At 69.0% G+C, this 24,976-nt stretch carries 28 protein-coding genes; 15 read left to right on the top strand and 13 right to left on the bottom strand.

The window, feature by feature from the left end; genetic code table 11:
- Window positions 1-25: 25 nt before the first annotated feature.
- The 3 genes from ACI3KT_RS05890 to ACI3KT_RS05880 all read left to right on the top strand — a co-directional run bounded on the left by ACI3KT_RS05890 (window position 26) and on the right by ACI3KT_RS05880 (window position 1,766).
- Window positions 26-208: a hypothetical protein gene (locus ACI3KT_RS05890; protein WP_404903043.1), complete on the top strand. Its 183-nt coding sequence runs from the start codon at window positions 26-28 to the stop codon at window positions 206-208.
- A gap of 195 nt (window positions 209-403) precedes the next feature.
- Window positions 404-784, top strand: a complete 381-nt coding sequence (locus ACI3KT_RS05885) for an ArsR/SmtB family transcription factor (protein WP_404903041.1) — start codon at window positions 404-406, stop codon at window positions 782-784.
- A 1-nt stretch (window position 785) separates the two neighbouring features.
- Window positions 786-1,766 carry an SRPBCC domain-containing protein gene (locus ACI3KT_RS05880; RefSeq protein ID WP_404903039.1) on the top strand — a complete coding sequence of 327 codons (981 nt, stop codon included), beginning with the start codon at window positions 786-788 and terminating at the stop codon, window positions 1,764-1,766.
- Window positions 1,767-1,847: 81 nt separating this feature from the next.
- On the opposite strand, the gene ACI3KT_RS05875 is transcribed toward ACI3KT_RS05880, so the two are convergent.
- From ACI3KT_RS05875 to ACI3KT_RS05855, 5 genes are all read right to left on the bottom strand, one after another.
- Window positions 1,848-2,675, bottom strand: a complete 828-nt coding sequence (locus ACI3KT_RS05875) for a ribonuclease H (RefSeq protein ID WP_404903037.1) — start codon at window positions 2,673-2,675, stop codon at window positions 1,848-1,850.
- A gap of 173 nt (window positions 2,676-2,848) precedes the next feature.
- The gene (locus ACI3KT_RS05870) at window positions 2,849-3,448 is read right to left on the bottom strand and encodes a hypothetical protein (protein WP_404903036.1); all 600 of its coding nucleotides are present in this window, start codon (window positions 3,446-3,448) and stop codon (window positions 2,849-2,851) included.
- A 10-nt stretch (window positions 3,449-3,458) separates the two neighbouring features.
- Complete coding sequence (locus tag ACI3KT_RS05865) at window positions 3,459-3,674, bottom strand: hypothetical protein (protein WP_292910593.1); 216 nt, start codon at window positions 3,672-3,674, stop codon at window positions 3,459-3,461.
- A 52-nt stretch (window positions 3,675-3,726) separates the two neighbouring features.
- Window positions 3,727-4,041, bottom strand: coding sequence for a protealysin inhibitor emfourin (locus tag ACI3KT_RS05860; RefSeq protein WP_404903034.1), 315 nt, complete (start codon window positions 4,039-4,041; stop codon window positions 3,727-3,729).
- Complete coding sequence (locus ACI3KT_RS05855; RefSeq protein WP_404903032.1) at window positions 4,010-5,095, bottom strand: M4 family metallopeptidase; 1,086 nt, start codon at window positions 5,093-5,095, stop codon at window positions 4,010-4,012. The genes ACI3KT_RS05860 and ACI3KT_RS05855 overlap by 32 nt, the downstream gene beginning before the upstream one ends.
- Window positions 5,096-5,242: 147 nt before the next feature.
- Between ACI3KT_RS05855 and ACI3KT_RS05850 the strand changes: the two genes are divergently transcribed.
- Both ACI3KT_RS05850 and ACI3KT_RS05845 read left to right on the top strand, forming a co-directional pair.
- Window positions 5,243-6,424 carry a hypothetical protein gene (locus ACI3KT_RS05850; protein ID WP_404903030.1) on the top strand — a complete coding sequence of 394 codons (1,182 nt, stop codon included), beginning with the start codon at window positions 5,243-5,245 and terminating at the stop codon, window positions 6,422-6,424.
- A 57-nt stretch (window positions 6,425-6,481) separates the two neighbouring features.
- The gene (locus ACI3KT_RS05845; protein WP_404903028.1) at window positions 6,482-7,693 is read left to right on the top strand and encodes a hypothetical protein; all 1,212 of its coding nucleotides are present in this window, start codon (window positions 6,482-6,484) and stop codon (window positions 7,691-7,693) included.
- Between the two features lie 269 nt (window positions 7,694-7,962).
- On the opposite strand, the gene ACI3KT_RS05840 is transcribed toward ACI3KT_RS05845, so the two are convergent.
- Window positions 7,963-8,400, bottom strand: a complete 438-nt coding sequence (locus ACI3KT_RS05840; protein WP_404903027.1) for a hypothetical protein — start codon at window positions 8,398-8,400, stop codon at window positions 7,963-7,965.
- A gap of 192 nt (window positions 8,401-8,592) precedes the next feature.
- Here ACI3KT_RS05840 and ACI3KT_RS05835 point away from each other — a divergent pair, with 192 nt between their 5' ends.
- Window positions 8,593-10,131 carry an SDR family NAD(P)-dependent oxidoreductase gene (locus ACI3KT_RS05835; RefSeq protein ID WP_292910581.1) on the top strand — a complete coding sequence of 513 codons (1,539 nt, stop codon included), beginning with the start codon at window positions 8,593-8,595 and terminating at the stop codon, window positions 10,129-10,131.
- Window positions 10,132-10,180: 49 nt separating this feature from the next.
- Here the strand turns inward: ACI3KT_RS05835 and ACI3KT_RS05830 are convergent, their stop codons facing one another.
- Both ACI3KT_RS05830 and ACI3KT_RS05825 read right to left on the bottom strand, forming a co-directional pair.
- Window positions 10,181-10,678, bottom strand: coding sequence for a hypothetical protein (locus tag ACI3KT_RS05830; protein ID WP_404903025.1), 498 nt, complete (start codon window positions 10,676-10,678; stop codon window positions 10,181-10,183).
- On the bottom strand, window positions 10,675-11,013 hold the full coding sequence (locus ACI3KT_RS05825) for a helix-turn-helix domain-containing protein (RefSeq protein WP_292910577.1): 339 nt from the start codon (window positions 11,011-11,013) through the stop codon (window positions 10,675-10,677). The genes ACI3KT_RS05830 and ACI3KT_RS05825 overlap by 4 nt, the downstream gene beginning before the upstream one ends.
- Window positions 11,014-11,088: 75 nt before the next feature.
- Between ACI3KT_RS05825 and ACI3KT_RS05820 the strand changes: the two genes are divergently transcribed.
- Window positions 11,089-11,745: an FMN-dependent NADH-azoreductase gene (locus ACI3KT_RS05820; RefSeq protein WP_292910575.1), complete on the top strand. Its 657-nt coding sequence runs from the start codon at window positions 11,089-11,091 to the stop codon at window positions 11,743-11,745.
- Window positions 11,746-11,767: 22 nt separating this feature from the next.
- Here the strand turns inward: ACI3KT_RS05820 and arr are convergent, their stop codons facing one another.
- Genes arr through ACI3KT_RS05805 form a run of 3 tightly spaced genes read right to left on the bottom strand, consistent with a single transcriptional unit; the run spans window position 11,768 to window position 13,982 of the window.
- On the bottom strand, window positions 11,768-12,178 hold the full coding sequence (arr, locus tag ACI3KT_RS05815; RefSeq protein ID WP_404903323.1) for an NAD(+)--rifampin ADP-ribosyltransferase: 411 nt from the start codon (window positions 12,176-12,178) through the stop codon (window positions 11,768-11,770).
- 21 nt (window positions 12,179-12,199) lie between these two features.
- Window positions 12,200-13,300, bottom strand: coding sequence for a sensor histidine kinase (locus ACI3KT_RS05810; RefSeq protein ID WP_404903023.1), 1,101 nt, complete (start codon window positions 13,298-13,300; stop codon window positions 12,200-12,202).
- Between the two features lie 10 nt (window positions 13,301-13,310).
- Window positions 13,311-13,982 carry a response regulator transcription factor gene (locus tag ACI3KT_RS05805; protein WP_404903022.1) on the bottom strand — a complete coding sequence of 224 codons (672 nt, stop codon included), beginning with the start codon at window positions 13,980-13,982 and terminating at the stop codon, window positions 13,311-13,313.
- A gap of 88 nt (window positions 13,983-14,070) precedes the next feature.
- Here ACI3KT_RS05805 and ACI3KT_RS05800 point away from each other — a divergent pair, with 88 nt between their 5' ends.
- The 8 genes from ACI3KT_RS05800 (at window position 14,071) to ACI3KT_RS05765 (ending at window position 21,738) form a co-directional block, all read left to right on the top strand.
- Window positions 14,071-14,685, top strand: a complete 615-nt coding sequence (locus ACI3KT_RS05800) for a M15 family metallopeptidase (protein ID WP_404903020.1) — start codon at window positions 14,071-14,073, stop codon at window positions 14,683-14,685.
- Complete coding sequence (alr, locus tag ACI3KT_RS05795) at window positions 14,682-15,797, top strand: alanine racemase (RefSeq protein WP_404903019.1); 1,116 nt, start codon at window positions 14,682-14,684, stop codon at window positions 15,795-15,797. The genes ACI3KT_RS05800 and alr overlap by 4 nt, the downstream gene beginning before the upstream one ends.
- Complete coding sequence (locus ACI3KT_RS05790; RefSeq protein ID WP_404903017.1) at window positions 15,794-16,822, top strand: D-alanine--D-alanine ligase; 1,029 nt, start codon at window positions 15,794-15,796, stop codon at window positions 16,820-16,822. The genes alr and ACI3KT_RS05790 overlap by 4 nt, the downstream gene beginning before the upstream one ends.
- Window positions 16,819-17,874 carry an acyltransferase family protein gene (locus tag ACI3KT_RS05785; RefSeq protein WP_404903015.1) on the top strand — a complete coding sequence of 352 codons (1,056 nt, stop codon included), beginning with the start codon at window positions 16,819-16,821 and terminating at the stop codon, window positions 17,872-17,874. Before ACI3KT_RS05790 ends, ACI3KT_RS05785 begins: the two co-directional genes overlap by 4 nt.
- A 179-nt stretch (window positions 17,875-18,053) precedes the next feature.
- Entirely contained in the window at window positions 18,054-19,133 is a 1,080-nt protein-coding gene (locus tag ACI3KT_RS05780; protein WP_404903014.1) for an ABC transporter substrate-binding protein, read from the top strand.
- 13 nt (window positions 19,134-19,146) lie between these two features.
- On the top strand, window positions 19,147-19,989 hold the full coding sequence (locus tag ACI3KT_RS05775) for an ABC transporter ATP-binding protein (protein WP_292910553.1): 843 nt from the start codon (window positions 19,147-19,149) through the stop codon (window positions 19,987-19,989).
- Window positions 19,976-20,857, top strand: coding sequence for an ABC transporter permease (locus ACI3KT_RS05770; protein ID WP_292910551.1), 882 nt, complete (start codon window positions 19,976-19,978; stop codon window positions 20,855-20,857). The genes ACI3KT_RS05775 and ACI3KT_RS05770 overlap by 14 nt, the downstream gene beginning before the upstream one ends.
- Window positions 20,854-21,738, top strand: coding sequence for an ABC transporter permease (locus ACI3KT_RS05765; protein WP_292910549.1), 885 nt, complete (start codon window positions 20,854-20,856; stop codon window positions 21,736-21,738). The genes ACI3KT_RS05770 and ACI3KT_RS05765 overlap by 4 nt, the downstream gene beginning before the upstream one ends.
- A 9-nt stretch (window positions 21,739-21,747) precedes the next feature.
- Here the strand turns inward: ACI3KT_RS05765 and ACI3KT_RS05760 are convergent, their stop codons facing one another.
- Window positions 21,748-22,338: a nucleoside deaminase gene (locus ACI3KT_RS05760; protein ID WP_307293871.1), complete on the bottom strand. Its 591-nt coding sequence runs from the start codon at window positions 22,336-22,338 to the stop codon at window positions 21,748-21,750.
- Between the two features lie 102 nt (window positions 22,339-22,440).
- Window positions 22,441-24,945, bottom strand: coding sequence for a DEAD/DEAH box helicase (locus tag ACI3KT_RS05755; protein ID WP_404903012.1), 2,505 nt, complete (start codon window positions 24,943-24,945; stop codon window positions 22,441-22,443).
- Window positions 24,946-24,976: the final 31 nt, after the last annotated feature.

The following is a 24,976-nucleotide window of genomic DNA, read 5'->3' as shown; positions in this document are numbered from 1 at the left end:
TCCGTGGGGACCCGAGTCCTTCGGCATGGACGAGTTCATTCGTCGCGGCCTCACCTTCCGCAAGGACCCTCGAGTCGTCGTGCGCGACGACAGCGCTCCGTACTACGGCGCGCAGATCGAAGAGCGCACTCTTCTCCCTGTCGAGGGCGCTCAGATCTTCGAGACGCGCTTCGAGGACTGGCTGCCGCTCAACCCGCCCCGCAAGTAGCGAGACGGGACGTCACCTCACCCCGTCTCCCTGACGCCGCTCGGCCCTCTACGATCCACGCTCCTCACGGAGGTAGATCGTCGAGGGCCGAGCTTTCTCGTTGAGGTCTAGCCGCAGCGCCGGTCCGTGTCGCTTCACAGTGCTCCCGCATGAACCTCTTGACACGGCATCCGATCGGGCATAACGTACAACCAAATGGTTGTACAAAGAGAACTCAGCGAAGCGGAGGTCGACCGTGTCTTTCACGCACTGGCGACGTCGACCCGGCGCGACATCCTGCGCCGGACGATCGAGCGTGAGCAGTCCGTCTCGGACCTCGCCTCCGAATACGACATGTCGTTCGCGGCTGTGCAGAAGCACGTGGCAGTGCTCGAGGCTGCGGACCTCATCATCAAGCGCGCCGAGGGACGCGAGCGGCTCGTCCGCGCGAACCCCGAGATGATCGCCCGCGCCAGGGCGCTCCTCGCCCGATACGAAGAGCTGTGGCGGTCGCGCATCGCCCGGCTCGACGATCTGCTGGCCGAGCCGGCATCCACCCAGAACAAGAACAACGAACCGAACGAACAGGGAGACTGACATGCCCGTCACCGACGTCACTACCGACCCCGAGAACCTGACGATGACCATCGTCGCCGAGTTCGCCGCACCCGTGGAGCGCGTGTGGAGCGCGTACAGCGATCCGCGCCAGCTCGAGCGCTTCTGGGGTCCTCCCGGGTGGCCGGCGACGTTCACCGCCTGGGACCACACGGTCGGCGGGCGGGCGTACTACACGCTCACCGGCCCTCGCGGAGAGAGCTCTTCTGGTTCGTGGGAGTTCCTCTCGATCGACGGGCCGCACAGCTTCGAGGTGCTCGATTCGTTCGTCGACGCCGAGGGCAAGCCGCTCGAGGGCTTTGCACCGATGCGGATGAAGCTGTCGTTCGAGCCGACGGCCGACGGCACGCGGATGATCGGCGAGAGCCACTTCGACTCTGCTGAGGCGCTCGAACAGGTCGTCGCGATGGGCGTCGTCGAGGGCACCAAGATGGCGATGGCTCAGCTCGACGCCGTGCTGCAGGACCTCCGCGAGTTCGCGCAGGGCAAGGGCACGCGGGTCGAGCTTCTCGACGACATCCACGTGCGCATCACGCGTCTCGTCGACGGCCCGCGCGAGCTTGTGTGGCGCGCGTACAACGAGGAGGCGCTGATGCGGCAGTGGATGCTCGGTCCCGACGGATGGGAGATGACCGAGTGCGTCGTAGCCATCGAGCCTGGCGGTTCGCACCGCACCTCGTGGGCGCCGGTCGGAGACACCGAGGGCGAGCCGTTCGGCTTCGAGGGTGAGGTGCTGCTGGTCGATGCGCCGCGCCGCGCCGTCACCACCGAGCGGATGATCGGCACCGAGGGCCCGGAGACGCTGAACGACCTCAACCTCTACGAGGAGGACGGCGCGACCCTCATCACGCTGCTCATCGAGTACCCCGACAAGGAGACCCGCGACATGATCCTCGCAACCGGCATGGCCGAGGGTATGGAGGCATCGTACGCCCGAATGGAGAGCACGTTGCTCAAGGTCTGAGCGTTCACCGCTCCTGAAGAACGGGCCGGATCCTGCGGGATCCGGCCCGTTCTGCGTCGATCGGGGAAGTGGGCTCGACCGTCAGATCAAGCGACGCAGAGCCTCTTCGAGGGTGACGCCCTGGGCCTCGGCGAGGTCGGTGAGACGCGCATGCTCGTCCCCGCTCAGCGTGATGCGCAGTTCGATCGGGTCGTCGGCGGGTGCGTCGTCGAGACCGTCGAACAAGTCGGATGCCTCGGCCCACAGCGGCTCGGCGAGCGATGCCGCCGCGGCGGATGCCGATGGGTCGCTGAGCTTGTCGAAGCGTCCTGCGGTGGGCCCTTCGACAGGCTCAGGGACCCAGGGAGTGCCGGGCCCGTCGGCGGGCGCTGCGCCCCAGGCATCGTCCCCGCGGGCGCCCGCTGCGATCGGCGCCGAACCGGCGACCGCGGCCCCGGCATCCGTCGCCTGCGTGAAACCGGGACCCCGCCGCGGCTCCTGCTTCGCCTGATACGCCTTCGCGGCGGCGTTGGCGCGCTGGTCGGCGGCCTCGTTGAGCGGGTGACCGGCATGACCCTTGACCCAGGAGAACTCGACATCGCGCCCTCGCATCGCCTCATCGAGCGCCTCCATGAGGTCGCGATTGAGCACCGGCCCGCCGTCGGACTTGCGCCAGCCCTTGCGTTTCCAACCCGGCATCCACTTGGTGATCGAGTCGATCACGTACTTGCTGTCGCACTCGATCAGGAGCTTCTCGTCTGTGCCCGCGGTCGCCCGCAGCAGCTCGAGCACGGCCTGCAGCTCTCCTTGGTTGTTCGTGCCGTGCGGAGATCCGCCTGCCGCCCAGTTCTCGTCGTCGATGTACCAAGCCCAGCCGTTGGGACCGGGATTGCCCAGGGCGGAGCCGTCTGCGGCGGCGGTGATCGTCATCCCTCCACCGTAGCCGGGGCCAGCGACGCCATCCGTCGCCTCATGCGCGCTTCAAACTCGGCGACGTGCGCTTCCCTCGGCGAGAATCCACGGAGAAGGCGCCGTGCTCAGCCCGCCAACCGCGCATCGGCCGCAGCCAGACCGCGGCGCATCTCCGCGCGCTCCCCCTCGGGTCACGGACCGGAGTACGCCAGCGGGATCTCGGTCATGAAGCGCCGCCGGTCTTCGGGAATACGCGCGACCACGGCATCCGGGTCCGAGCCGGCAGTCGCATAGAGACTGGGCCCGTCGGCGTAGTAGGGGTCGGTGAGCACGAGCCGGCCATCAGAACCGCGCATCACATTCGCCGGGTTCGCATCGAGAGGGCCGCACCACGGCAGCTCCTCGATCGCTCGGGTGTGGATGCTGCGCACGCTCTCCGCGAGAACCGCCACCTCCGGGGCGCTCGCGTCGATCGCCTCGAGGAAGGCCACGGCATCCGTCTCTTGCGTCGGACTCAGCCACTCCATGACGAGAACGTCACCTCCTCCGTCGAGACGCCGGTGCGCGAAGAGCACCGGCACCTGGCGCGTGGGTGCGGCGCGACGGTACAGCTCGGCCGTGTACGGGCCGGTGGGGTCGAACGGGCTGATCCGCGCGACCGCCGACCCGTCGGGGGAGCGGAGAGCGATCGCCCAATCGCCCGCCCCGCACGGAGTCCAGCCCGCGGCGAGGTGAGCCTGTTCGGCGGCGCGGTGATCAGCATCCGCGCCGAGCGCGATGACGAGCGGCATCAGGGTCGGATCACTCTTCGGGCTCGCCGGTTTCCGTGCCTTCGGCGTCCTGCAGCACCGGCGCGACCGGGAACACGATCGACGTGACCGGATTGCCGAAGGCGAGATCGAGCGAGTCGACGCTCGGCACCTCGTCGAGAAGGTCGGCCTCACTGCGAGCGAGCGGCTCGGAGGGCAGAACCCACTGGTTCTCCTCTTCTTCGGAGCGCTGCTGGAAAAGTCCCATGTCCCCATTGTGCGCCGGTCGGGGCGTCAGGGGCGAGACTCATCGGAAGCTGTCAGGCGCGGGAGGCGGCCCGCACGGCGTCGACCAGCTCGCGCCAGGGGCCGTCGAGGGCGCCGTCGGGCAGTTCGTGCTCTCGGCGCTCTGCGGGAGTGCGAGCGCGGATGCTCCACACGAATCGGTCTGCACCCGTGCCGTCGGGCGTCGGGTCATCCCACGGGCATGAGTCGATCAGCGCGATCCAGTCGCCGGCCTCTTCGGGGGGTGCCTCGACCCGCCAGCGTCGCCGGATGCCCGCGATGCCGCCGGTGCGCACCACCGCGATCACGACATGCGCATCATCGCGTTCGGGTGGACGGGCCTCGCTCATCCTTCAAGAGTCCCACGGTCGTCCACGCGCGTCGAGCGGCTGCTTCGACGACCGTCGCGTCGGTCTCGCGATCGAGAGCGGATGCCGCGACGATCGTCGCCTCGGCGAACTCCGCGAACGTGGCGGTGCTCGACAGGCCGCCGGTGAGAGCGCGGTACCAGACCAGCCCGGGGCGTTCCCAGGCGTTGCCGCCGAGGTCTGTCGCGAACAGGGCGAAAGCGCGGTTCGGGATGCCGGAGTTGATGTGCACTCCGCCGTTGTCTTCCGTGGTGCGGACGAACCCGTCCATGTGATCGGGCTGCGGATCCTTGCCGAGCTCGTCGTCGTCATAGGCGGTGCCCGGATGCAGCATCGAGCGCAGGGCCTCGCCCTGAACGGCATCCGTGAAGATCTCGGCCCCGATCAGCCAGCTCGCCTCGGTCGCCGACTGCCCGAGCAGGTACTGCTCGGTGAGCGCGCCGAACACGTCGGCGATCGACTCGTTCAGAGCGCCGGGCTGGCCCTGATACTCGAGGTTCGCGGTGTGCTGCACGACGCCGTGCGCGAGCTCGTGCCCGATGACCGTTGTCGAGGCGGTGAAGCCGGTGAAGACCTCGCCGTCGCCATCGCCGAACACCATGCGCTCGCCGTCCCAGAAGGCGTTGTCATAGTCGACGCCGTAGTGCACGGAGGCGTTGAGCGGGGCGCCGGCGTCGTCGAGGGAGTTGCGGTGGAAGGCGGAGAGCAGCATCTCGAACGTGGCGCCGAGACCGTCGAACGCCTGGTTCACCGCGTCGTCGGCGACGGGGCCGTCGTCTTCGGAGCGCACGACGATCCCCGGAAGCTTCTGTGTGTTGCCCGCGTCGCTGATCGTGCGATTGGGCGCGTCGGACAGCTGCGCGACCAGGTCGCCGTTCTCGTCGATGGACAGATCGAGGCGCGCGCGGAACGGCGGTCGCCCTGCCGTCAGCGTCTGCCGAGCGGCGGCCGCGGCTCCCGGGAACCTTCCCGATTCGGCCAGGCGCGCAAGCAGATAGGAGGGGATGATTCCGGGGGATCCTGCGTGGCTGCTCATGCCTCGACGATACGCCGGGCCGCCGACGTTCGCGCCTGCGGCCACGCGGGCATCCCTCGACGCGCAGCGACCTCAGACCCCGGCGAAAGAGGCAAGAACATTCTTCCGATTTGATATTGAGAATCGTTATCAATAAAGTGGCGTCCTGTGACCACGACCTTCCGCCGCCGCGCCGCGGCGCTCCTCGCGACCACGTTCCTCGCCTGCGCCGTCGTCGGGTGCGCGGCATCCGAAAGGCCGGAGATCGCCGCGACCGCACTCGACGGCGACGGCGTTGACGGCGGCGGAGCGGCAGAGGTCGCCGAGCCGGCGCGAGCGCTGATCATCGCCGACGAGCGTGGCGGGCTCACCCTCCTCGACCTCGCCACCGAAGATCGCCAGGTCATCGCCGAACCGCAGGCCGAGCGGGTCGCAGGCGTCGAGGGGACCGGACGCTTCGTCTACGTCGTGCGTGAGGGCGCCGTCGAGGTCGTCGACTCGGGGCGGTGGACCATGCCGCACGGCGATCATTCGCACTACTTCCGCGGTGAACCGCGAACGGTCGGGGCGGTCGACGGCGACGGTCAGGCGCTCATCGGGGTCGGTGCGGATGCGACCGTCATCCGCTTCGAGGACGAGGCGGCCGTCCTCGAGCACGAGCCGCTGGGCGAGGGCGCCGTCGATCCGGCACGCTCCGCGATCGACGGCGGGGGACCGGCGATCGTCGTCGCCGGTCACCTTCTCACCGCGACGGATGCCGGAATCGCAGGGGTCGACGCCTCCGCTGTTCCGTGCCAGGCGGCGAGCGACGTCGACCTCACGCGCGTAGGGACGGTGTTCGCGTGCGCCGAAGGCGCCGTGCTCGTCAGCCGCGAGGTCGACGGCACTGTGTCATCCGAGTCGATCCCCTACCCGGCAGGTGTCGCCGCCCCTGCGCTCACGCTGTCAGGGAGACCCGACCGGCCCGATCTCGCCGGCGTCTCGGTCGATGGCGGCGCCTGGCGGCTCGATGTGCGCGAGCGCACCTGGACTCTTCTCCCCTCGGACGTGCCCCTCGTCGATGCTGCCGCGATCGGCGACGACGACGCGCGCACCGCCGTGATCGCATCCGACGGGTCCGTGCGGATTCTCGCCGCCGACGGGGCCGTGCTCGCCCGCACCGATCCGCTCCTCGCCGATGCCCTCGCGAATCCCGCGCTGAGCGAGCGGCCGCAGCTGCTCGTCGACGGCGACCACGCCTACGTCTCCGATCCCGCCACGGGGTCCGTGCACGAGATCGACCTCGACGACGGCTTGGTCACCCGCACGTTCGCAGACCTGCGCCCCTGGGCCGTCGAGCTCGTCGGCTGACGGACACACGCATCCCCTGAAGCATCCCCGAAAGCACCAAGAGAAAGAGAGAACATCATGTTCCGTCCTGTCCGACATCGTCTCGCGGCCGGCGCCGCCGCCGCGCTCACTGCGGTGACCCTCGCAGGATGCGCGGGCGCCAGCGCCCCGGCATCCGCGCCCGCCCCTGAATCCGAGAGCGCCGCCCTAGACGGCGGCACTCGAGTCGCGATCGCCTACGACGGCGGAGTCCTCGTGCTCGACGGCGAGACCCTCGAGCCGGTGGGTGAGGCCGACCTGCCCGGCTACCTCCGCGTGAGCACTGCGGGCGATGCCGACGGACACGTCTTCGTCACCACCGACGGCGGATTCCACGTGCTCGACACGGGTATCGCGTCGGGAGAGGTCGCGTTCACCGGCGAGGTGTTCGACGCTGCGACGCCCGGACACGTCACCCCCCACGCCGGGCGCACCGCGCTCTTCGACGACGCCACCGGCGACGTGCGCATCTTCGACACCGACGCGATCGGCACCGGCGAACTCCCCCCGTTCGACACCCTGTCCTCTGACGCAGCGCATCACGGTGTCGCGATCGAGCTGTCCGACGGCACCAGCCTGTCGACCATCGGCACCTCCGAGTCGCGCAGCGGTGTGCGCCACCTCGACGCCGACGGCACCGAGGTCGCGCGCAACGAGACCTGCCCCGCCGTGCACGGCGAGGGCGCGGTGAAGGACGAGGCCGTCGTGTTCGGCTGCGAAGACGGCGTGCTGCTGTTCTCGGACGGAGCGTTCACCAAGCTCGACGCCCCCGACGAGTTCGGCCGCACCGGCAACGCCTACGTGACCGACACGAGCCCCATCGCGGTCGGCGACTACAAGACCGACCCCGACGCCGAGGGCTACCTGCTCTCAGCGCTGACGCTCGTCGACACCGAGGCGCAGACCCTGTCGGTCGTCCAGCTCCCCGAGGGCGTCGAGTACACCTGGCGCGGAGTCGGCCGCGATGAGCACGACGGCATCGTGCTGCTCAGCGCCGACGGCTCGCTGTATTCGCTCGACGAGACCGGCGCCGTGCAGGATTCCTGGCCTGTCATCGAGCCGTGGGAGAGCCCGGTGGAGTGGCAGAACCCGCACCCTGGGCTGAAGGTCGTCGGCGACATCGCGTACGTGAGCGAGCCGGCGGCGAACAGCATCCACGCCGTCGACCTGCACTCCGGCGAGATCATCGCCTCGCAGGAGCTCGACGAGGTGCCCGGCGAGTTCGTCGTAGTCGGAGCGGTCGAGCACTGAGGCGAGCGCATGAGGCGGGTCCGGTTTGCCCGGGCCCGCCTTCGACGTGCCGGGGGCGCTGCTCGCCGAGCATTCCGGTCGCAGTTCGTGCCGGGTGGGCGGCTGCGCGCGGCGTTCCGGTCGCACTTGGTGCCGCCGGAATCGATCCGAGGCGGCACGAATCGCGACCGGAAGCGAACGACGGATGCCGGAGGCAGCGCGAACTGCAACCGGAACGGGACGGCGGATGCTCGGGCGGGAGCCTGCGGCCGGCCGCGGATGCGGCCGGGTCAGTCGTACTCGACACCGACCACGGTCGTGCGGACTCCGCCCGACTCGTATTGCACCGGCATCCCGGGGTGGGCGACCGAGAACCAGAAGGTGCCGCCCTCGGTGTCGTAGCGAAGGCACTCGACCTCGCCGAGCGGAGTCGACAGGGTCTCGCTCGAGACCGAGGTCGTCTCGGCGTCGAAGGCTGCGTGCTGCTGCAGCTCGAGCCAGGTCACCCGGTTCGCCGACAGGTCGGACCGGTCGTCGTTCGACCAGCGCTCGAGCGTGGCGCCCTCGGCATCCGTCTCGCTGAACCTGTTGTATCGGGACGATGCCGTTCCATCAGGGAGGTCGATGCGGATGCTGATGGTCTTGCCTCGTCCGGTCGCATCGCGGATCTCGGCTGCCGTGAACGGAGTCGGCAGAAGCCCCGGGCCGAGGATGTGCGGGTCGATCATGCGACCATTGTCCACCCGCGCCCGCGCGACCCTGCTCCCTGCATGTTCGGGAGGAGTTCTCGCGTTCGGGAGGAGGCTCGCGAGGCATTCCTCAGCCCGAGCGAGCGTTCGCCGCCCGAGCGCGTGCGTCAGGCGACGGCGCCTGCAGCCGACGCGGGCCGACCCTCAGGACTCTCGCGTAAAATCGGCACAATGACCGACACCGCACCCTTCGACGAGCTCAGAGGCCCAGAGGGGGCCGATCTGGGTGCCGGCGTCGACCCCGACGATCTCGCCACCACCCTGCGCGTCCTCTCCGAACTGCACGAGATCGACAACGAGCATCCCGACTTCATCGCCGTCCGCCACGCCACCGCCGCGATGTTCAAGGCTGTCAAGCGCGTGCGTCGCAAGGAGATCCGCGACGCGATCGCCGAGGCCGACAAGGCCGTCGTCGCCCGCACGGCGACAGGGGCGCCCGACCGCATCGACGACGAGACCCGCGGAAACGACCTCGCCTCGAGCGTCGTCGACGCACCGATCGCGGGCGAGCTGATCAAACCGCGCAACTGCTACATCTGCAAGCAGCCGTACACGCTCGTCGACGCGTTCTACCACCAGCTCTGCCCCGACTGCGCCCGGTTCAGCCACGGCAAGCGCAACGCCCGCACCGACCTCACCGGCAAGCGCGCCCTGCTCACGGGCGGCCGCGCGAAGATCGGCATGCACATCGCGCTCCGCCTGCTCCGTGACGGCGCGCACACCACGATCACGACGCGCTTCCCGCGGGATGCCGTCCGCCGTTTCTCGGCGCTGCCCGACTCGGGCGACTGGCTGCACCGCCTGCGCGTGGTCGGCATCGACCTGCGGGACCCTGCGCAGGTGATCGGCCTCGCCGACTCCGTCGCGGCCCAGGGGCCGCTCGACATCCTCATCAACAACGCCGCGCAGACCGTTCGGCGCTCGCCGGGTGCGTACTCGCTGCTGGCGGATGCTGAGCTGCAGCCGCTTCCCGACGGACCTCTTCCCGAGATGGAGACCTTCGGGCACACGAACGACCAGCATCCGCAGGCGCTGCAGGCGTCGGTCGACGCGCATCCGCTGCTGTCGGTCGCAGCCCTCGGCGGCACGGTCGCCGAGCAGGGCGGGCAGGCGCTCACGGCCGAAGACCTCGCCCGGCTCGCCATGGCACCGGGGTCGTCGTCGCTCGAGAAGCACGCCGACGGCACTGCGATCGACGCCGGAGGTCTCGTGCCCGACGTCAACCGCGTGAACAGCTGGGTGCAATCGGTCGACCAGGTCGACCCGCTCGAGATGCTCGAGGTGCAGCTGTGCAACACCACGGCCCCCTTCCTGCTCATCAGCCGCTTGCGTCCGTCGATGGCGGCATCCGCATCGCACCGCAAGTACGTGGTCAACGTCTCGGCGATGGAGGGGCAGTTCTCCCGCCGGTACAAGGGCCCCGGCCACCCGCACACGAACATGGCGAAGGCCGCGCTGAACATGCTCACGCGCACCAGTGCCGGCGAGATGCTCGAGACCGACGGCATCCTGATGACCGCTGTCGACACCGGCTGGATCACCGACGAGCGTCCGCACTTCACCAAGGTGCGCCTGGCCGAGGAGGGTTTCCACGCCCCGCTCGACCTCGTCGACGGCGCGGCCCGCGTGTACGACCCGATCGTGCGCGGCGAGGCCGGTGAAGACGTGCACGGCGTGTTCCTGAAGGACTACGAGCCCAGCCCCTGGTGAGTCCGGCCGTCTAACCGCGGCGCATCCGGCGGCGCATCCCAGGGACGAGCTACGGATGCCGTGACTGCACGACGCGCACGGTGACTCCGGCGATCACGAGAAGAAGACCGGGGATCGCGAGGAGGACGGCGCCGACGACCGTGAAGAACGTCACCACCGGTCCGACCGTGAACCGGCCGTCGGTGACGGGCCCGTTGCACGTGATCGTGCCGGGGCCGGCAACCCCCACCGAGAAGCTTCCCTGGGAGTCCCACGCCTCGGGCAGCACCAGGCCTTGCTGCGTCATGTCGGGCCTCAGCTGCAGCACACCACCCCCGGGGAACGTTCCGGAGCACTCGATCTCACTCCACTGATCGGAGGGCGTGACGTAGATCGCGTGGTCGCCCTCCGTCAGCTCGACGGTGAGATCCTCGCCGAAGGCGGCGGGCGGAGCGAGCCGGAATCCGGGGCTGAACGCGACCGCGGCCGCGCTGAGCAGGACGAGCGCGCCGAGCGCGAGCAGAATCCACCAGGCGCGGCGTGGTCGTCGTGCCCGGGGGATCGTCATCGCGCGCGGATCTCGAGGTTCTCGGCAGCCCAGGTGCCGAGCTGGTCGAGGATCGGCAGCAGTCCCCGGCCGCTCGCCGTGAGGGAGTAGGAGACCGCGACAGGAGGCCCGGCGTCGACCGTGCGGGCCACGAGTCCGGCATCAGCGAGCTCGGCGAGCCGATCAGACAGCACGGTGTCGCTGATTCCGGCGACCGCGCGGCGCAGCGCGACGAAGGTCGAAGGGCCTCCGCCGAGCGACGAGATGATCATGCCGTTCCAGCGTTTGCCGAGCACGCTGAAGGCGAGTGTGACTGCGGCGTCGCACACATGCACTTCTTCGTCGATCTCGGCCATGCCTCCATTCTACCTGTGCTACGTTAACCGCTGTTGCTAAGAAAAACAGAGCGACTACGAAATCGAAAGGTTGACATGACCCTGTTCCGCCTGGATGCCAGCATCCTTCCCGCGTCGTCCGCCAGCCGCGCACTCGCCGACCTCGTCGAGGCCGAGTGGACGGCATCCCACCCCGACTCGACCGTCACCCGCCGCGACCTCGCCGCCGACCCGGTGCCGGCCACGGCATGGGCGGATGCCGTCACCGGAGGCTTCGTCGAGGCCGAGCACCGCACGCCCGCGCAGAACGACGCGCGAGCCCTCGCGACCGCCTTCGCGGATGAGCTCATCGGCGCAGACGCCCTGCTGTTCGCCGTGCCGCTCTACAACTACGGCGTCTCGCAGCACTTCAAGACCTGGTTCGACCTCACGGCCACCGACCCTCGTCTCGGCCCAGGCGGCACCGCGTTGCGCGGCAAGCCGGCGACGCTGGTGACCGTGCTCGGCGGCAACTACGCCCCGGGCACGCCGAAAGAAGGGTGGGACCACTCGACCGGGTGGCTCCGCCGCGTCCTCGAAGACGTCTGGGGGCTCGACCTGCGCGTCGTGCAGCGACCGTTCACGCTGGTGGGCGTGAACCCGGCTCTCGACGCCTTCACCGACACCGCACAGGAGCTCAAGGCGGCCGCCGAGAACGACGCCGTCGCCTACGGTCGCGAGATCGCGGCCCTGCGCGGTTCGCAGGTGGCCTGACCTCAGCCGAGGACGGCGCGCCTCAGTTGATGATCTCGGCGTGCTTGTCGTCGCGGATCGCGGCCAGCCGATCGCGCCACGTCTGCAGCGCCTCCGGCGTGAGGCGGGTCCAGTCGGTGACCTCCTCGACGATGCGCAGAGGGTTGGCGCTGCGATACGACCGGGTGGGATTACCGGGGAACTTCTTGTCGGTCACGTTCGGATCGTTCTCGAACGGCCCGGTCGGCTCCAGGAGATACACCCGGGGTTCACCGTCGCCGGCGGCGAGTTCGGCCGCGAGCCCCGCGCCGTCGCGCAGAGCCGTGAAGTAGATGTGGTTCATGACGACCTCGGGCCGGTAGTTCGACCGGAAGCCCGCTGTCAGCAGGTCGCCCGGTGCGAGTTCGGCCTTCGTGCCGTGGAAGAACGGTCCTTCGTCCAGTGCATCATCCAGTGCATCGCTCACCGCGACAGCCTAGGCCGAGGCGGCGGGCGCGTACAGACCCGGGTGCGGATGCGGCAGCCACACCGTGACGTTGAGACCGCCGCCGACCCGGGGTGTGAGCACGAGCGACCCCTCGTGCGCCTGCGCGATGCGCTGCACGATCGCGAGGCCCAGCCCGGCGCCGGCGTGGTCGTCGTCGTGGGTGCGGGCGACACCCCGCTGGAAGGGCTCGGCGAGGGTGGCGACGAGCGCGGGGGAGAGCGTGGGGCCGGTGTTCTCGACCACGACCGCCACGGCCTGATCGAGGGAGTGGGTGCGCACCGTCACGGCGCCGCCCTCGGACACGTTGTGCACGATCGCGTTGTGCACGAGGTTGGTGATCAACTGCTGGAGCAGTGATGCGTTGCCGACCGCGTGAGCCGCGTCTCCGCCGACGTCGATCGTCACCGCCCACTTGTCGGCGAGCGGGAGCAGGGACTCCACGGCCTCCTCCGCGAGCAGAGACAGGTCGACGCTCTCGCGCGTGAACGCCCTGCGATCGGCGCGGCTGAGCAGCAGCAGCGCCTCGGTGAGCTCGATCGCCCGGGCGTTCACCTCCTGCAGGCGATCGATCAGCGCGTCCACGTCGCGCTCGGGATCGACGCGGGCGACCTCGAGCACGGTCTGCGAGATGGCCAGGGGTGTGCGCAGCTCGTGCGAGGCGTTCGCCGCGAACCGCTGCTGCTCGGCCATGTTCTGCTCGAGCTGGTCGAGCATCGAGTCGAACACGTCGGCGAGGTCGCGGAACTCGTCGCGTGGTCCCTCCAGCGCGACGCGGTGCGAGAGCGAACCCTGGGCGGCGAGCTGGGCGGCGTAGCCGATGCGGTTGAGCGGCGCCAGCATCCGCCCCGCGAGCCACCATCCGCCCGCCCAGCCAATGACGATGAGCACGATCAGCACCATGGCTGCCACGGGTCCGAACGCCCGCAACAGGTCGGAGCGATTGGGGATGAACGTGTCGGGGAGGAGCTGAGGGATCTGGACGTCGGGCACGTAGCGCAACAGGAAGAAGCCGACCACCGCGAGAAGCAGCACTCCCGACACCACCACGATGCCCGCATAGCTCAGGGTGAGCTTCATGCGTGCGGTCATGCCGCGGCGCCTAGGCATCGGCATCCGTTCCGATGCGGTACCCGACACCGGGAACCGTGAGGATCAGCCAGGGCTCGCCGAGACGTTTGCGCAGCGATGAGACGGTGATGCGGACGGCGTTCGTGAACGGGTCGGCGTTCTCGTCCCAGGCGCGCTCGAGCAGCTCCTCGGCGCTGACGACTCCGCCGTCGGCTCCCACGAGCACCTCGAGCACAGCGAACTGCTTGCGTGTCAGCGCGACGTAGCGCCCGTCGCGGAAGACCTCGCGACGGAAGGGATCGAGGGTCAGACCGGCGACCTCGAGTACGGGAGGGCGTGCATGCTGACGGCGCCGGTCGAGCGCCCTCAGACGCAGCACGAGCTCGCGGAGCTCGAAGGGCTTGGTGAGGTAGTCGTCGGCGCCGATCTCGAAACCGGTCTCCTTGTCATCCAGACGATCGGCGGCGGTGAGCATGAGGATCGGGATGCCGCTGCCGGAGGCGACGATCCAACGGGCGACGTCGTCGCCGGAGGGGCCGGGGATGTCGCGATCTAGCACCGCGAGATCGTAGGAGTTGACGCTCAGCAGCTCCAGGGCGGTGTCGCCGTCGCCGGCGATGTCGGCAGCGATCGCCTCGAGACGCAGTCCATCGCGAACCGCCTCGGCGAGGTAAGGCTCGTCCTCGACGATCAGCACTCTCATGGGTTCCGAGCATACGCACCCGGGCATATCGGGAGTGTATGAAAAAGCGCATACGCCGTCGCAACATGCTCCCTTCTTCACTGGAAGCATGAACAACAGCCGCGCACTCAGACAGCGACGCGTCACCGCCACGATCGGTGTCTCGCTGCTCGCCGCGATCGTGATCACTTCGATCATCCTGATCGGCCAGCAGACGTCATCGCCCGCCTCCGCGACCGTCGGAGCCCCGCTCAGTGACGGGCAGGTCGGCGAAGACGACGGCAAGATCGACGAAGCCGACCAGATCTCGGTGTTCGCCGACACCCCGGCGGTCTCGAACCTCGACCCCGCGCTGCTCGCCGCCGTGCGGAACGCCGCGACCGCTGCCGAGCAGGACGGCGTGCGCCTGCACGTCAACAGCGGCTGGCGGTCGGCCGAGTATCAGGAGGAGCTGCTGGCGGACGCCGTCGAACGGTACGGCTCGGCGGAGGAGGCGTCGCGCTGGGTCGCGACGCCCGAGCGCTCGGAGCACGTCTCGGGAGACGCGGTCGACCTCGGCCCCGTGGCCGGGCAGGACTGGCTCTCGCGCAACGGCGCCGAGTACGGCCTCTGCCAGATCTACGGCAACGAGCCCTGGCACTTCGAGCTGCGTCCGAGCGCACCCGCGAACGGCTGTCCGCCCATGTACGACGACCCCACTGCCGACCCGAGGACCCAGCGATGACCCTTCTGCTCGCCCCGCGCCTGTCACGCCTGCACGCGCCCACGCTCACCACGCTCCCCTCGGCGATCGCGGCCAACGTCGAGCGCGTGCGCTCGACCACCGACGCGCGCATCATGGCCGTCGTGAAAGCCGACGGTTACGGCCACGGGGCGGTGGTCGTCGCGACCGCGGCCGTCGCCGCAGGCGCCGAATGGCTGGGGGTGACGGATGCGGCGGACGCGGCAGAGCTGCGAGACGCGGGCCTCGACGTGCCGATCCTGGCCTGGTTGAACCCGGCCGGTGTCGACGCGGTGCAGGTCTCCCGCGATCGTGTCGACGTCGCCGTGGGTTCGGTCGAGGAGCTGCGACAGCTCGCGGCCGACGCGATGACGCCCGTCCGCGTGCACCTGCACATGGACACCGGGATGTCGCGCGGCGGGTGCCCGGTCGAAGACTGGGCCGAGCTGCTGAGGGTGGCGCGCGCGGCTCAGGGACGCATCGAGGCCGTCGGAGTGATGGGGCATCTGCCCCGTGCCGACGAGGCCGATCCCCGCGCGAACACGGCGGCGGTGCTGAGGATGCGGCATGCGCGCGACGCCGTGCTGCGTGCAGGCTTCGGGCCGCTGCTCGTGCATCTGGGGGCGACCGCCGGCGCGCTCACCGACCCGTCGACGCACTTCGACCTCGTCCGGGTGGGGGCGGGGCTCGTGGGGATCGACCCATCCGGCACGGTCTCGCTCGACGGGGCGTCGAGACTGACGGCATCCGTCGTGCACTCGTCGCTGGTGCGGGCGGGCACCTCAGTCGGGTACGGGGAAACATACGTCACGCGGCATGAGACCAATCTCAGCGTGATCGGCGTCGGCTACGCGGACGGGATCCCGCGGGAGCTGTCGGAGGGGGCGGGTGTCGAGATCGGGGGGTCTCGGCATCCGATCGTCGGAAGGGTGTCGATGGATCAGATCGTCGTCGACACCGGAGACCGGGCGTTCCCGCGGGGAGCGACCGCGACCTTGTTCGGGCCGGAGGGCGGCGCCGTGCCCAGCGTGCAGGAATGGGCACGCTGGGCGCAGACGATCCCGCACACGATCGTGACGGGCATCGGCCCGCGCGTGCAGAGGAGCAGAGCATGAGGGTGCTGGTCATCGGCGGAGGACGGAACTCGGAGCACGAGGTCTCTCTCGCCTCGGCCGCGGCTGTCTCGGAGGCGTTGCGTGCAACCGATCACGATGTGCGGACGGTGACGATCGGGAGGGACGGGGTGTGGGATGCCGCGCCGGACGCCTCCCCGGCCGGGTCGCTGGCTGCGGCGATGCCGCTGCTGGCCTGGGCCGACGTCGTGTTCCCCGCCGTGCACGGCGCACTCGGGGAGGACGGCGCGCTCGCCGCGCTGTGCGCATTGGCGGACGTGCCCGTGGTGGGGTCGGGGCCTCGGGCTGGCGCGATCGGGATGGACAAGCACGCGACGAAGCTCGTCGCGAGAGACGCGGGCATCGCGACTGCGCCGGGCTTCGTGATCTCCTCCTCGGCGATCGGCGACGTGGAGTTCGAGGCGCCGGTCGTCGTCAAGCCCGTCTCGGCAGGATCGAGCTACGGCGTGAGCCTGGTGCGCGAGCCGGGAGAACTTCTCGATGCCCTGCGCACCGCCGCCCGATTCGACGACCGGATCCTGATCGAGGAGGTCATGCGGGGGAGGGAGATCGACGTGGCGGTGATCCGCGAAGCGGGCGGCGTGCGCTGGGCGGCTCCGCCGTTGGAGATCCACGCGGCTGGCCTGTTCGACACGGCGATGAAGTACGACGGCAGCGCGCGCTTCACCGTGCCCGCTGCGTTGACGGCGGCCGAGACCGGGATGCTGTCGCGCGCCGCGGTGACGATGTTCGATGCCCTCGGCTGCGCCGGTGTCGCACGCATGGATTTCTTCCTCGCCGACGCGGGGCCGGTGCTGAACGAGGTCAACACGATGCCGGGACTCACCGCGGCGTCGCAGGCGCCGCGCATGTTCGCCGCGGCCGGGGTGTCGTACCCCGAGCTCATGGACAGGCTCGTGCGCGCGGCGGTCTCGACGACCGGGGAGCTCCGGTCGTCGAGCGGGCGGGTGCCGGCGAGCGAGACGAGACGCGGTGCCCGCGCGCACGCAGCCGGTGCGCGGCGGTGACAACGAAGGTTCGCGAGGGCTGGCCCGACGTCGCGAAGGGCGTGTGCATCATCCTCGTGGTGCTGTGGCACGTCGTCACGAAGCAGGCGATCGACATGCCGGGCGCCGGTGCGGTCACAGATGTCTGGTCGACGGTGAACGCGCAGCTGCTTCCGTTGCGGATGCCGTTGTTCTTCCTGATCTCGGGAATGTTCGCCGGACGCGCCGTGACCGCGATCGACGGAGCGAGCTGGCGGCGCCGAGCAGCGCGTCTCGCTTCGGTGTACGTCATCTGGGTGCTCATCCAGACCTTCGTGCTCGCACTGACCCCCGACTTCGACACTGCCAGGGCGTCGGATGCCGGCGAACTGCTGGCGCAGCTGACCGTCAGCCCGACGAACCTCTGGTACCTCCTCGCCCTCGCCGCGTACCTCCTCATCGCCCGGCTGACACGGCAGGTGCCGACGCCGGTGCTGCTGCCCATCGCCTTCGTCGCGTCGGCGGCCGCGGCATCCGGAGTCCTGCCCGACCTCGGCAACCTCTGGCAGGTGGTGCAGAACCTGTTCTTCTTCCTCGCGGGGATGCGTCTTCGAGGCACGGTCGAGGCGTTCGCGAGGAGCTCGCGGCCATTGCACCCGTTCATGCTCGGAGCGGCATATACCGTGTGCGCCGCCGCCGTCGGCGTACTCGGCATGAGGCAATGGCCGGGCGTGTGGCCGATGCTGTCGGTGGTCGCAGTGGCCTTCGGAGTGGCGACGTGCGCCGTGCTCGATCGGCGCGCCGGAGCGATCGCCCGACCCTTGAGGTGGGTCGGACGGCGAACGCTGCCGATCTATGTGCTGCACATGATCCCGCTCGCACTGATCGACGCGGGTATCCGTGCGACGGGCATCCGCACGACACCGGTGATCGAGGCGGTGCAGCCGCTGGTGCTGACGTCGATCGTGATCGCGATCTGCCTGGGCGTGCACGCGGTGCTGCGGCGTTGCGGCCTCGGTGTGCTGTTCGATCCTCTGCCGCTGGCCGACCGCCTGCGCGGACGACGACGAGCGGTGAGAGCGATCCAGACGTGACGACGGGGCACGGATGTCCCGCGTGGCAGGCTCAGCGGCCATCGGCAGAAACGTAATCGGGCCGAAACACGAGACCCCTGCGACCGAAATCTCCATCGCCTACCGTCTGGAACAGCGCAGTTCACGAGGCATCATGCTGCGCCTGTCCACCCGATCGTCTGCACCCTGGAGCACAGCACATGACCTCACTTCTCTCTCGGCGCGCGTTGCGCGTCCTCTCCGCGGCCTTTGCTGCGACCATCGCCGCCACTGCGCTCGCGGGGTGCGCATCAGGCGCAGACCCGGCTACGGCCGGCTCCTCGGCGGACTCGGATGCCGGTCTCGGAGACCTGACCGTCCAGCTCAGCTGGGTGAAGAACGAGGAGTTCTCGGGTGAGTTCTTCGCGGACTCGAAGGGCTATTACACCGACGCTGGACTCGGCACGGTGACTCTGGTGCCCGGACCTTCGACCGGCGCGGCGGAGCTCATCTCCGGCAGTGCGGATGTCGCGCTCTCGGATGCCGTCTCGATCGGTTCGGTCGTGGCATCAGAAGGCGCTCCGCTCAAGATCATCGCCACGACCTATCAGAAGAACCCGTTCACCGTGCTGTCGCTGGCGGGCGGCGCCGACATCGCCACGCCGAAGGATCTGATCGGCAAGAAGATCGGCGTGCAGGACTCCAACAGCGCGCTGTTCAAGGCTCTGCTCGCAGCCAACGGCATCGACGAGTCCGAGCTGACCATCGTGCCGGTCCAGTACGACCCGGCGCCCCTGATCAGCGGCGAGGTCGACGGTTTCATCGCCTATCTCACGAACGAGTCGATCACGGTCGCAGCCTCCGGCACCGAGGTCACGAACCTCCCGTTCGCCGACAACGGCCTGCCGTTCGTCGCCGAGACCGTGACGGTGACGGATGACGCGATCAAGAACGACCGCGAGAAGCTCAAGGCCTTCCTGGTCGCAGAGATCAAGGGCTGGACGGACGCCGTGAACGATCCCGCTGCCGGGGCGAACCTCGCCGTGAGCGAATACGGCAAGGACCTCGACCTCAACCTCGACAACTCCATCGCCGGCGCGACCGTGCAGGCCGAGCAGCTCGTGGTCTCGGACGAGACGGCCGAGAACGGCCTGTTCACGATCTCGGACGCCCTCCAGAAGGAGACGATCAAGAGCCTGGCCGGTGCCGGCATCACGCTGAAGGCGTCGGATCTGTTCGACATCTCGCTCCTGGACGAGGTCTACAAGGAGAACCCCGAGCTGATCGCATACGCGGGCTGATCGGAGCTCGACCATGACGCAGCCGATCCTCACGACGGATGCCGTGCAGTCCGGTTCTCAGGGCGATGTCCTGGGAACCGGACTGCAGATCTCGGGATTGAACAAGGTGTTCGCCTCAGGGCGCAAGAGCGTCGCCGCGCTGGCCGACGCGAATCTGCACACCGAGCAGGGTTCGTTCCTGTCGCTGCTGGGACCGTCGGGATGCGGCAAGTCCACGATCCTGCGGATCCTCGCGGGCCTCGAGACCCCGACCAGCGGCACGACCCGCGTCGACGGCAAGAGCCCGAAGGAGCTCCGCGCCGAGAGCGGGCTCGGCATCGCGTTCCAGGACTCGGCGCTGCTTCCGTGGCGCAGCGTGGTCAGCAACATCCGGTTGCCGTTCGAGATCGCGGGGCTCCCGGTCGACAAGGACTACGTCGCGGAGATGATCGCGCTCGTAGGTCTTCAGGGCTTCGAGAAGGCCAAGCCCTCGCAGCTCTCGGGCGGTATGCGACAGCGCGTCTCGATCGCCCGATCGCTGATCCTCAAGCCGGAGGTGCTGCTGTTCGACGAGCCGTTCGGCGCGCTGGACGACATGACCAGGCAGAAGCTCAATCTCGAACTGCTGCGCATCTGGACCGAGAAGCCCGCGACGACCCTACTCGTCACGCACGGCATCTCGGAGGCGATCTTCCTCTCGGACTACGTAGCGGTGATGAGCCCGCGACCCGGTCGCGTCAAGAAGGTGCTCAAGATCGACCTGCCGCGTCCGCGGACACCCGAGATGCTGCGGACCCCCGAGTTCCACGCGTATGTGGACGAGGCGTCCGACCTGCTGTTCGGCGAGGGAGGAGCCGCCGCGGATGACCACCACTGAGAGGGTGCAGGCGGACGGCTCGCCCGAGTCGCAGTCCGGGGGTGCGCCTGGCGCGCTTCGGCGAGGCCGGCCGGTGCGGTGGCAGAGCATCGCGCTTCCCGCCTGGCTCGCCGGACTCATCGGCGGCGTCGGGATCGTCATCCTGTGGTGGGTGATCGCTGCCGTGTACGTTGCGCCGACCGGTGCGCGCCCGATCCCCACACCGTTCGAGGTCGTGGCGAGCTACGCCGAGAGCGGCTGGGAGTTCTACTGGCGCAACTTCTCGGTCACGTTGGCAGAGGCCGGGATCGGGTACCTCTGGGGCAACGGCATCGCGTTGATCCTCGCGGGCATCGTGCTCGTCGTCCCCCGCCTCGAGGGCGTCGCCATGCAGCTCGCGATCATCACCTACTGCATCCCGATCGTCGCGGTGGGGATGCTGGCCATCGTCATGATCCCGTTCCCCAAGCCTGGCGAGCCGAGCGGTACGGCCGTGCTGCTCGCGGCGCTCTCGGTGTTCTTCACCACGGTCGTGGGTGCGCTTCTGGGACTGAAATCAGCTGATCGCACGAGCCTCGACCTGATCGCAGTGTACGGCGGGGGCCGTCTCGCGCAGCTGGTCAAAGTGCGTCTCATCGCGGCGCTGCCGGCGATTCTCGGCGCCCTGCAGATCGCCGTCCCCGCCGCCTTCCTCGGTGCTGTGCTCGGGGAGTTCTTCGGCAAGATCGAGACCGGCGTCGGCATCGCCATGACTCTGGCTCAGCAGGGTTCGAACGCCCCCGTGGTGTGGGCTCTCGCGCTCGCCAGCGGGGCTGTCGCGCTTGTCGGCTTCGCCCTGGTCGGAGCCATTGCGCGCGCCGTCGCGCCGTGGTCGAAAGGAGCAGCATGACCACGCTGACCGCAGCTCAGGAACAGCAGCGGGCCTCGCCGGATCGCAGCGATCTGAGCCGAGACGTCCGCCGCGCGGCTGCGCGCGGGGTGCTCAGCGCCCTGGGCGGGAGTCTGCTGACGTTCGCGCTCACTCTCGTGACCGTCGTCGTGCTCTGGGTGGGTGTGCTGGCGATCTTCCGCATCTCGCCGCTCATCGCCAAAGGGCCTGTCGACGTGTGGAACTTCTTCGTCACCGTGCCGGCCGCGGAGGCCAATCGCGCGCTCATCGCGGGCAACCTCGCCGTGACTCTCGGTCATGCGTTCATCGGGTTCGTCGCAGGCTTGGTGGTCGCCGTCATCGGCGCAGGAGTGTTCCAGCTCAGCAGGGGGATCGAGCACGCGCTGATGCCGCTCGCGATGCTGCTGCGGTCGGTGCCGCTCATCGCGATGGCGCCGGTCATCATCATGATCTTTCAGCGCGGCTGGCTGACGATCGCGGTCATCGGAGGCATCGTCGTGCTGTTCCCGGCGCTCGTGAACATCTCCCTGGGGTTCAGGTCGGCCCCGCCGCAGATGAACGACCTCGTCGAGGTCTACGGCGGCGGAGCCTGGTCGAAGCTCCGCAAGGTCGCGATGCCCTCCTCGCTGCCGGCGTTCTTCGCCGCCGTGCGCATCTCGGTTCCCGGCGCCATCACGGGGGCGCTGCTCGCAGAGTGGCTCGCCGTCGGCGGCGGCATCGGCGGATCCATCGGTGGATTCGTGCCGCAGGCGCAGTTCACCGCCCTCTGGGCGTCGGTCGTCGCCGTCACAGCGGCTTCTCTCGTCCTCTACAACGTCGTCCAGATCGCTGAAGACGTCGTGCTCGCGCGCATGGGCATGCATTCGCAGAAGAGCGTGTAGAGGGGGCGTCTACTCGACTGCTCCCCGCGCGTTGTAGACGACGGAATCGCTCGCGCCGTAGGCGCGGTACACCGCGACGGCATCGTCATGACCGACGCCGATGGTCACGCGGATGCCGCGGTCCTCGAACTGCTGCGCCCAGTCCTCGACGACCGGTCCCTCGTCGAATCCGGTGAGTTCTTCGAGCAGAGCGCCCTCGCCGGCGACGACGAGCGAGCGGACGCCGCTCCACATCGTCGCGCCGTAGCACTGCACGCACGGCCGCCAGTTGACGATCAGCGAGAGGTCGGCACCATCGGCGCCGAGATCCCAGCGGCCGAGCGCCCGCTGCGCCAGGCTCAATGCCGTGACCTCGGCGTGAGCGGCGGTCAGGCCGGAGCTCAGCACGACGTTGACCCCGACCGACACGAGCTCTCCGCTCGCCTCGTCGACGACGATCGCGGCGAACGGCCCGCCGTTGCCGGCTCGCCAGTTGCGATCGGCGAGGTCGTTGACGAGCCGCATCCGCTCTTCGACGGAGGGCAGCCGCCGAGGCACATCGGGAAGCTCGTCGATCAGCCAGTCAGGCAAGGAAGCCGCGAAAGCGGTGGCGAGTTGCATTGTCGGACTCCTCCTGGTCGGGGCTGGCCTTCACGCTAGTCCCGCCGTGTTTCGGCAGTGCTACGCGCTCGCTCGGCCCGGACCGCTACGCGAGCCGGAGGGTCACAGCTGCCCGACTCCCGTCACGGTGACGATCGCGGCACCCTCCTCATCGGATGCAGCGAGGTCGACGGTCGCCGAGATGCGCCAGTCGTGATCGCCGGCGGGGTCGTCGATGATCTGATGCACGGTCCACGCGGTGGCGCCCTGGGTGATCAGCAGCAGCTGCGAGCTGCGGGCGTCGGGACCTGTGAGGATCTCGTCGTGCTCGGCGAAGTACGCGTCGAGCGCGGCATCCCACCCCGCGGCCCCGAACGACGGATCGAGATCGGCGAGAGCATCCACGTCCTCGCGGGCGGCGAGCTGCACGCGGCGGAACAGCTCGTTGCGCACCAGGATGCGGAACGCGCGCACGTTGGACGTGAGGCGCTTGGGGGCGGGCGGGACGATCGGCTCGTCGTCATGACCCTTCGACAGGCTCAGGGACCCAGCTCCCGCCACGAGCTCCTCCCATTCGTCGAGGAGGCTCGAGTCGACCTGCCGCACGAGTTCGCCCAACCATTCGATGAGGTCGCGCAGATCGTCGTTCTTGAGTTCTTCAGGGATCGTCTGCGAGGCTGCCCGATACGCGTCGGAGAGGTAGCGCAGCACCACGCCCTCGGAGCGGGCGATCTTGTAGTACGCGACATATTCCCCGAACGACATGGCCCGCTCGTACATGTCGCGCACGACCGACTTGGGGTGCAGTTCGAAGTCGCGGATCCAGGGCTGGGCGGCGCTGAAGGTCTCGAACGCCGCGCCGAGCAGCTCGTCGAGGGGTTTCGGATAGGTGATCTGCTCGAGCAGCTCCATGCGCTCGTCGTACTCGATGCCCTCGCGCTTCATCTCGGCCACTGCCTCGCCACGGGCGAGGAACTCCTGCTGCCCCAGCACCGCGCGCGGATCGTCGAGGGTCGACTCGACGATCGAGATCATGTCGAGAGCGAATCCGGCCGAGTCGGGATCGAGCAGATCGAAGGCCGCCAGAGCGAACGGCGACAAAGGCTGGTTCAGCGCGAAGTTCGGCTGCAAGTCGACCGTGAGGCGGATGTCCCCGGCATCCGTCTGCTCCACGACCCCGGATTCGAGAAGAGTGCGGTAGATGCCGAGCGCCCGCAGGGCGAGTTCGCGCTGACGCGCACGCGGCTCGTGGTTGTCGTAGATGAGCGAGCGCATGTTGCCGAACACGTCGCCGCCGCGGGCGATCACGTTGAGCATCATCGCGCTGGTGATCTGCATGTGCGAGGTGAGGGTCTCGGGCACCGCATCGATCAGCTTGCGGAACGACGGCTCGCCCCACGACACGAAGCCGTCAGGGGCCTTCTTGCGGATCAGTTTGCGCTTCTTCTTGGGGTCGTCGCCGGCCTTCTTGATGGCCGCCGCGTTCTCGGTCTCGTGCTCTGGAGCCTGCGCGACCACGGTGCCGGCGGTGTCGTAGCCCGCGCGGCCCGCTCGCCCGGCGATCTGGTGGAACTCCCGCGCGTTGAGCTGACGCATCCGCGTGCCGTCGAACTTCGTCAGCGCCGTGAGCAGCACCGTGCGGATCGGCACGTTGATGCCGACGCCGAGCGTGTCGGTGCCGCAGATGACCCGCAGCAGCCCGCGCTGGGCGAGCTGTTCGACCAGTCGCCGGTACTTCGGCAGCATGCCCGCGTGATGCACGCCGATGCCCGCGCGCAGGAATCGCGAGAGCGTCTTGCCGAAGGCGGTGGTGAACCGGAACTCTGCGATCAGCGCCGCGATCTGATCGCGCTGCTCGCGCGTGGCGATCTTCGTGCTCGACAGCGCCTGCGCGCGCTCCATGGCGGCGGCCTGCGAGAAGTGCACGACGTAGATCGGCGCCTGGCCGGTGCTCAGCAGGTCTTCGACGGTCTCGTGGATCGGCGTGAGCTCGTAGAAGTAGTGCAGCGGCACCGGGCGTTCGACGCCCGTGACGGATGCCGTGTCCCGCCCGGTGCGCCGCGTGAGGTCGGCGGCGAGTTCGGTGACGTCGCCGAGTGTGGCCGACATGAGGATGAACTGCGCCCGCGTCAGCTCGAGCAGCGGCACCTGCCACGCCCAGCCGCGATCGGGGTCGGCGTAGAAGTGGAACTCGTCCATCACGACCTGGCCCACCTCGGCATCCGCGCCCTTGCGCAGCGCCAGGTTCGCGAGGATCTCGGCGGTGCAGCAGATGATCGGAGCGTCGGCGTTCACGGACGAATCCCCCGTGATCATGCCCACGTTCGCCGCTCCGAAGATGTCGACGAGCGCGAAGAACTTCTCGCTCACGAGCGCCTTGATCGGAGCGGTGTAGTAGCTGCGGCGGCCGTCGATCATCGCGGCGAAGTGCGCGGCGACCGCGACCAGCGACTTTCCGGTGCCGGTGGGGGTCGACAGGATGAGGTTGTTGCCCGAGACGATCTCGATGACCGCTTCGTCCTGTGCCGGGTACAGGCTGATGCCCGTGGCCTCCGCCCACTCGACGAACGCCAGATAGACGGCATCCGCATCGGAGCCGTCAGGCAGGGAGGTGTGGTCGAGGAGCATCCTTCGATCATCCCTTATGCCCGGTTCCGTG

The sequence above is a fragment of the Microbacterium sp. ZW T6_19 genome, assembly GCF_044987465.1.
GTDB lineage: Bacteria > Actinomycetota > Actinomycetes > Actinomycetales > Microbacteriaceae > Microbacterium > Microbacterium natoriense_A.
Note: the sequence above shows the minus strand (reverse complement) of the source record. Positions and strands in the feature narration are given on the sequence as shown.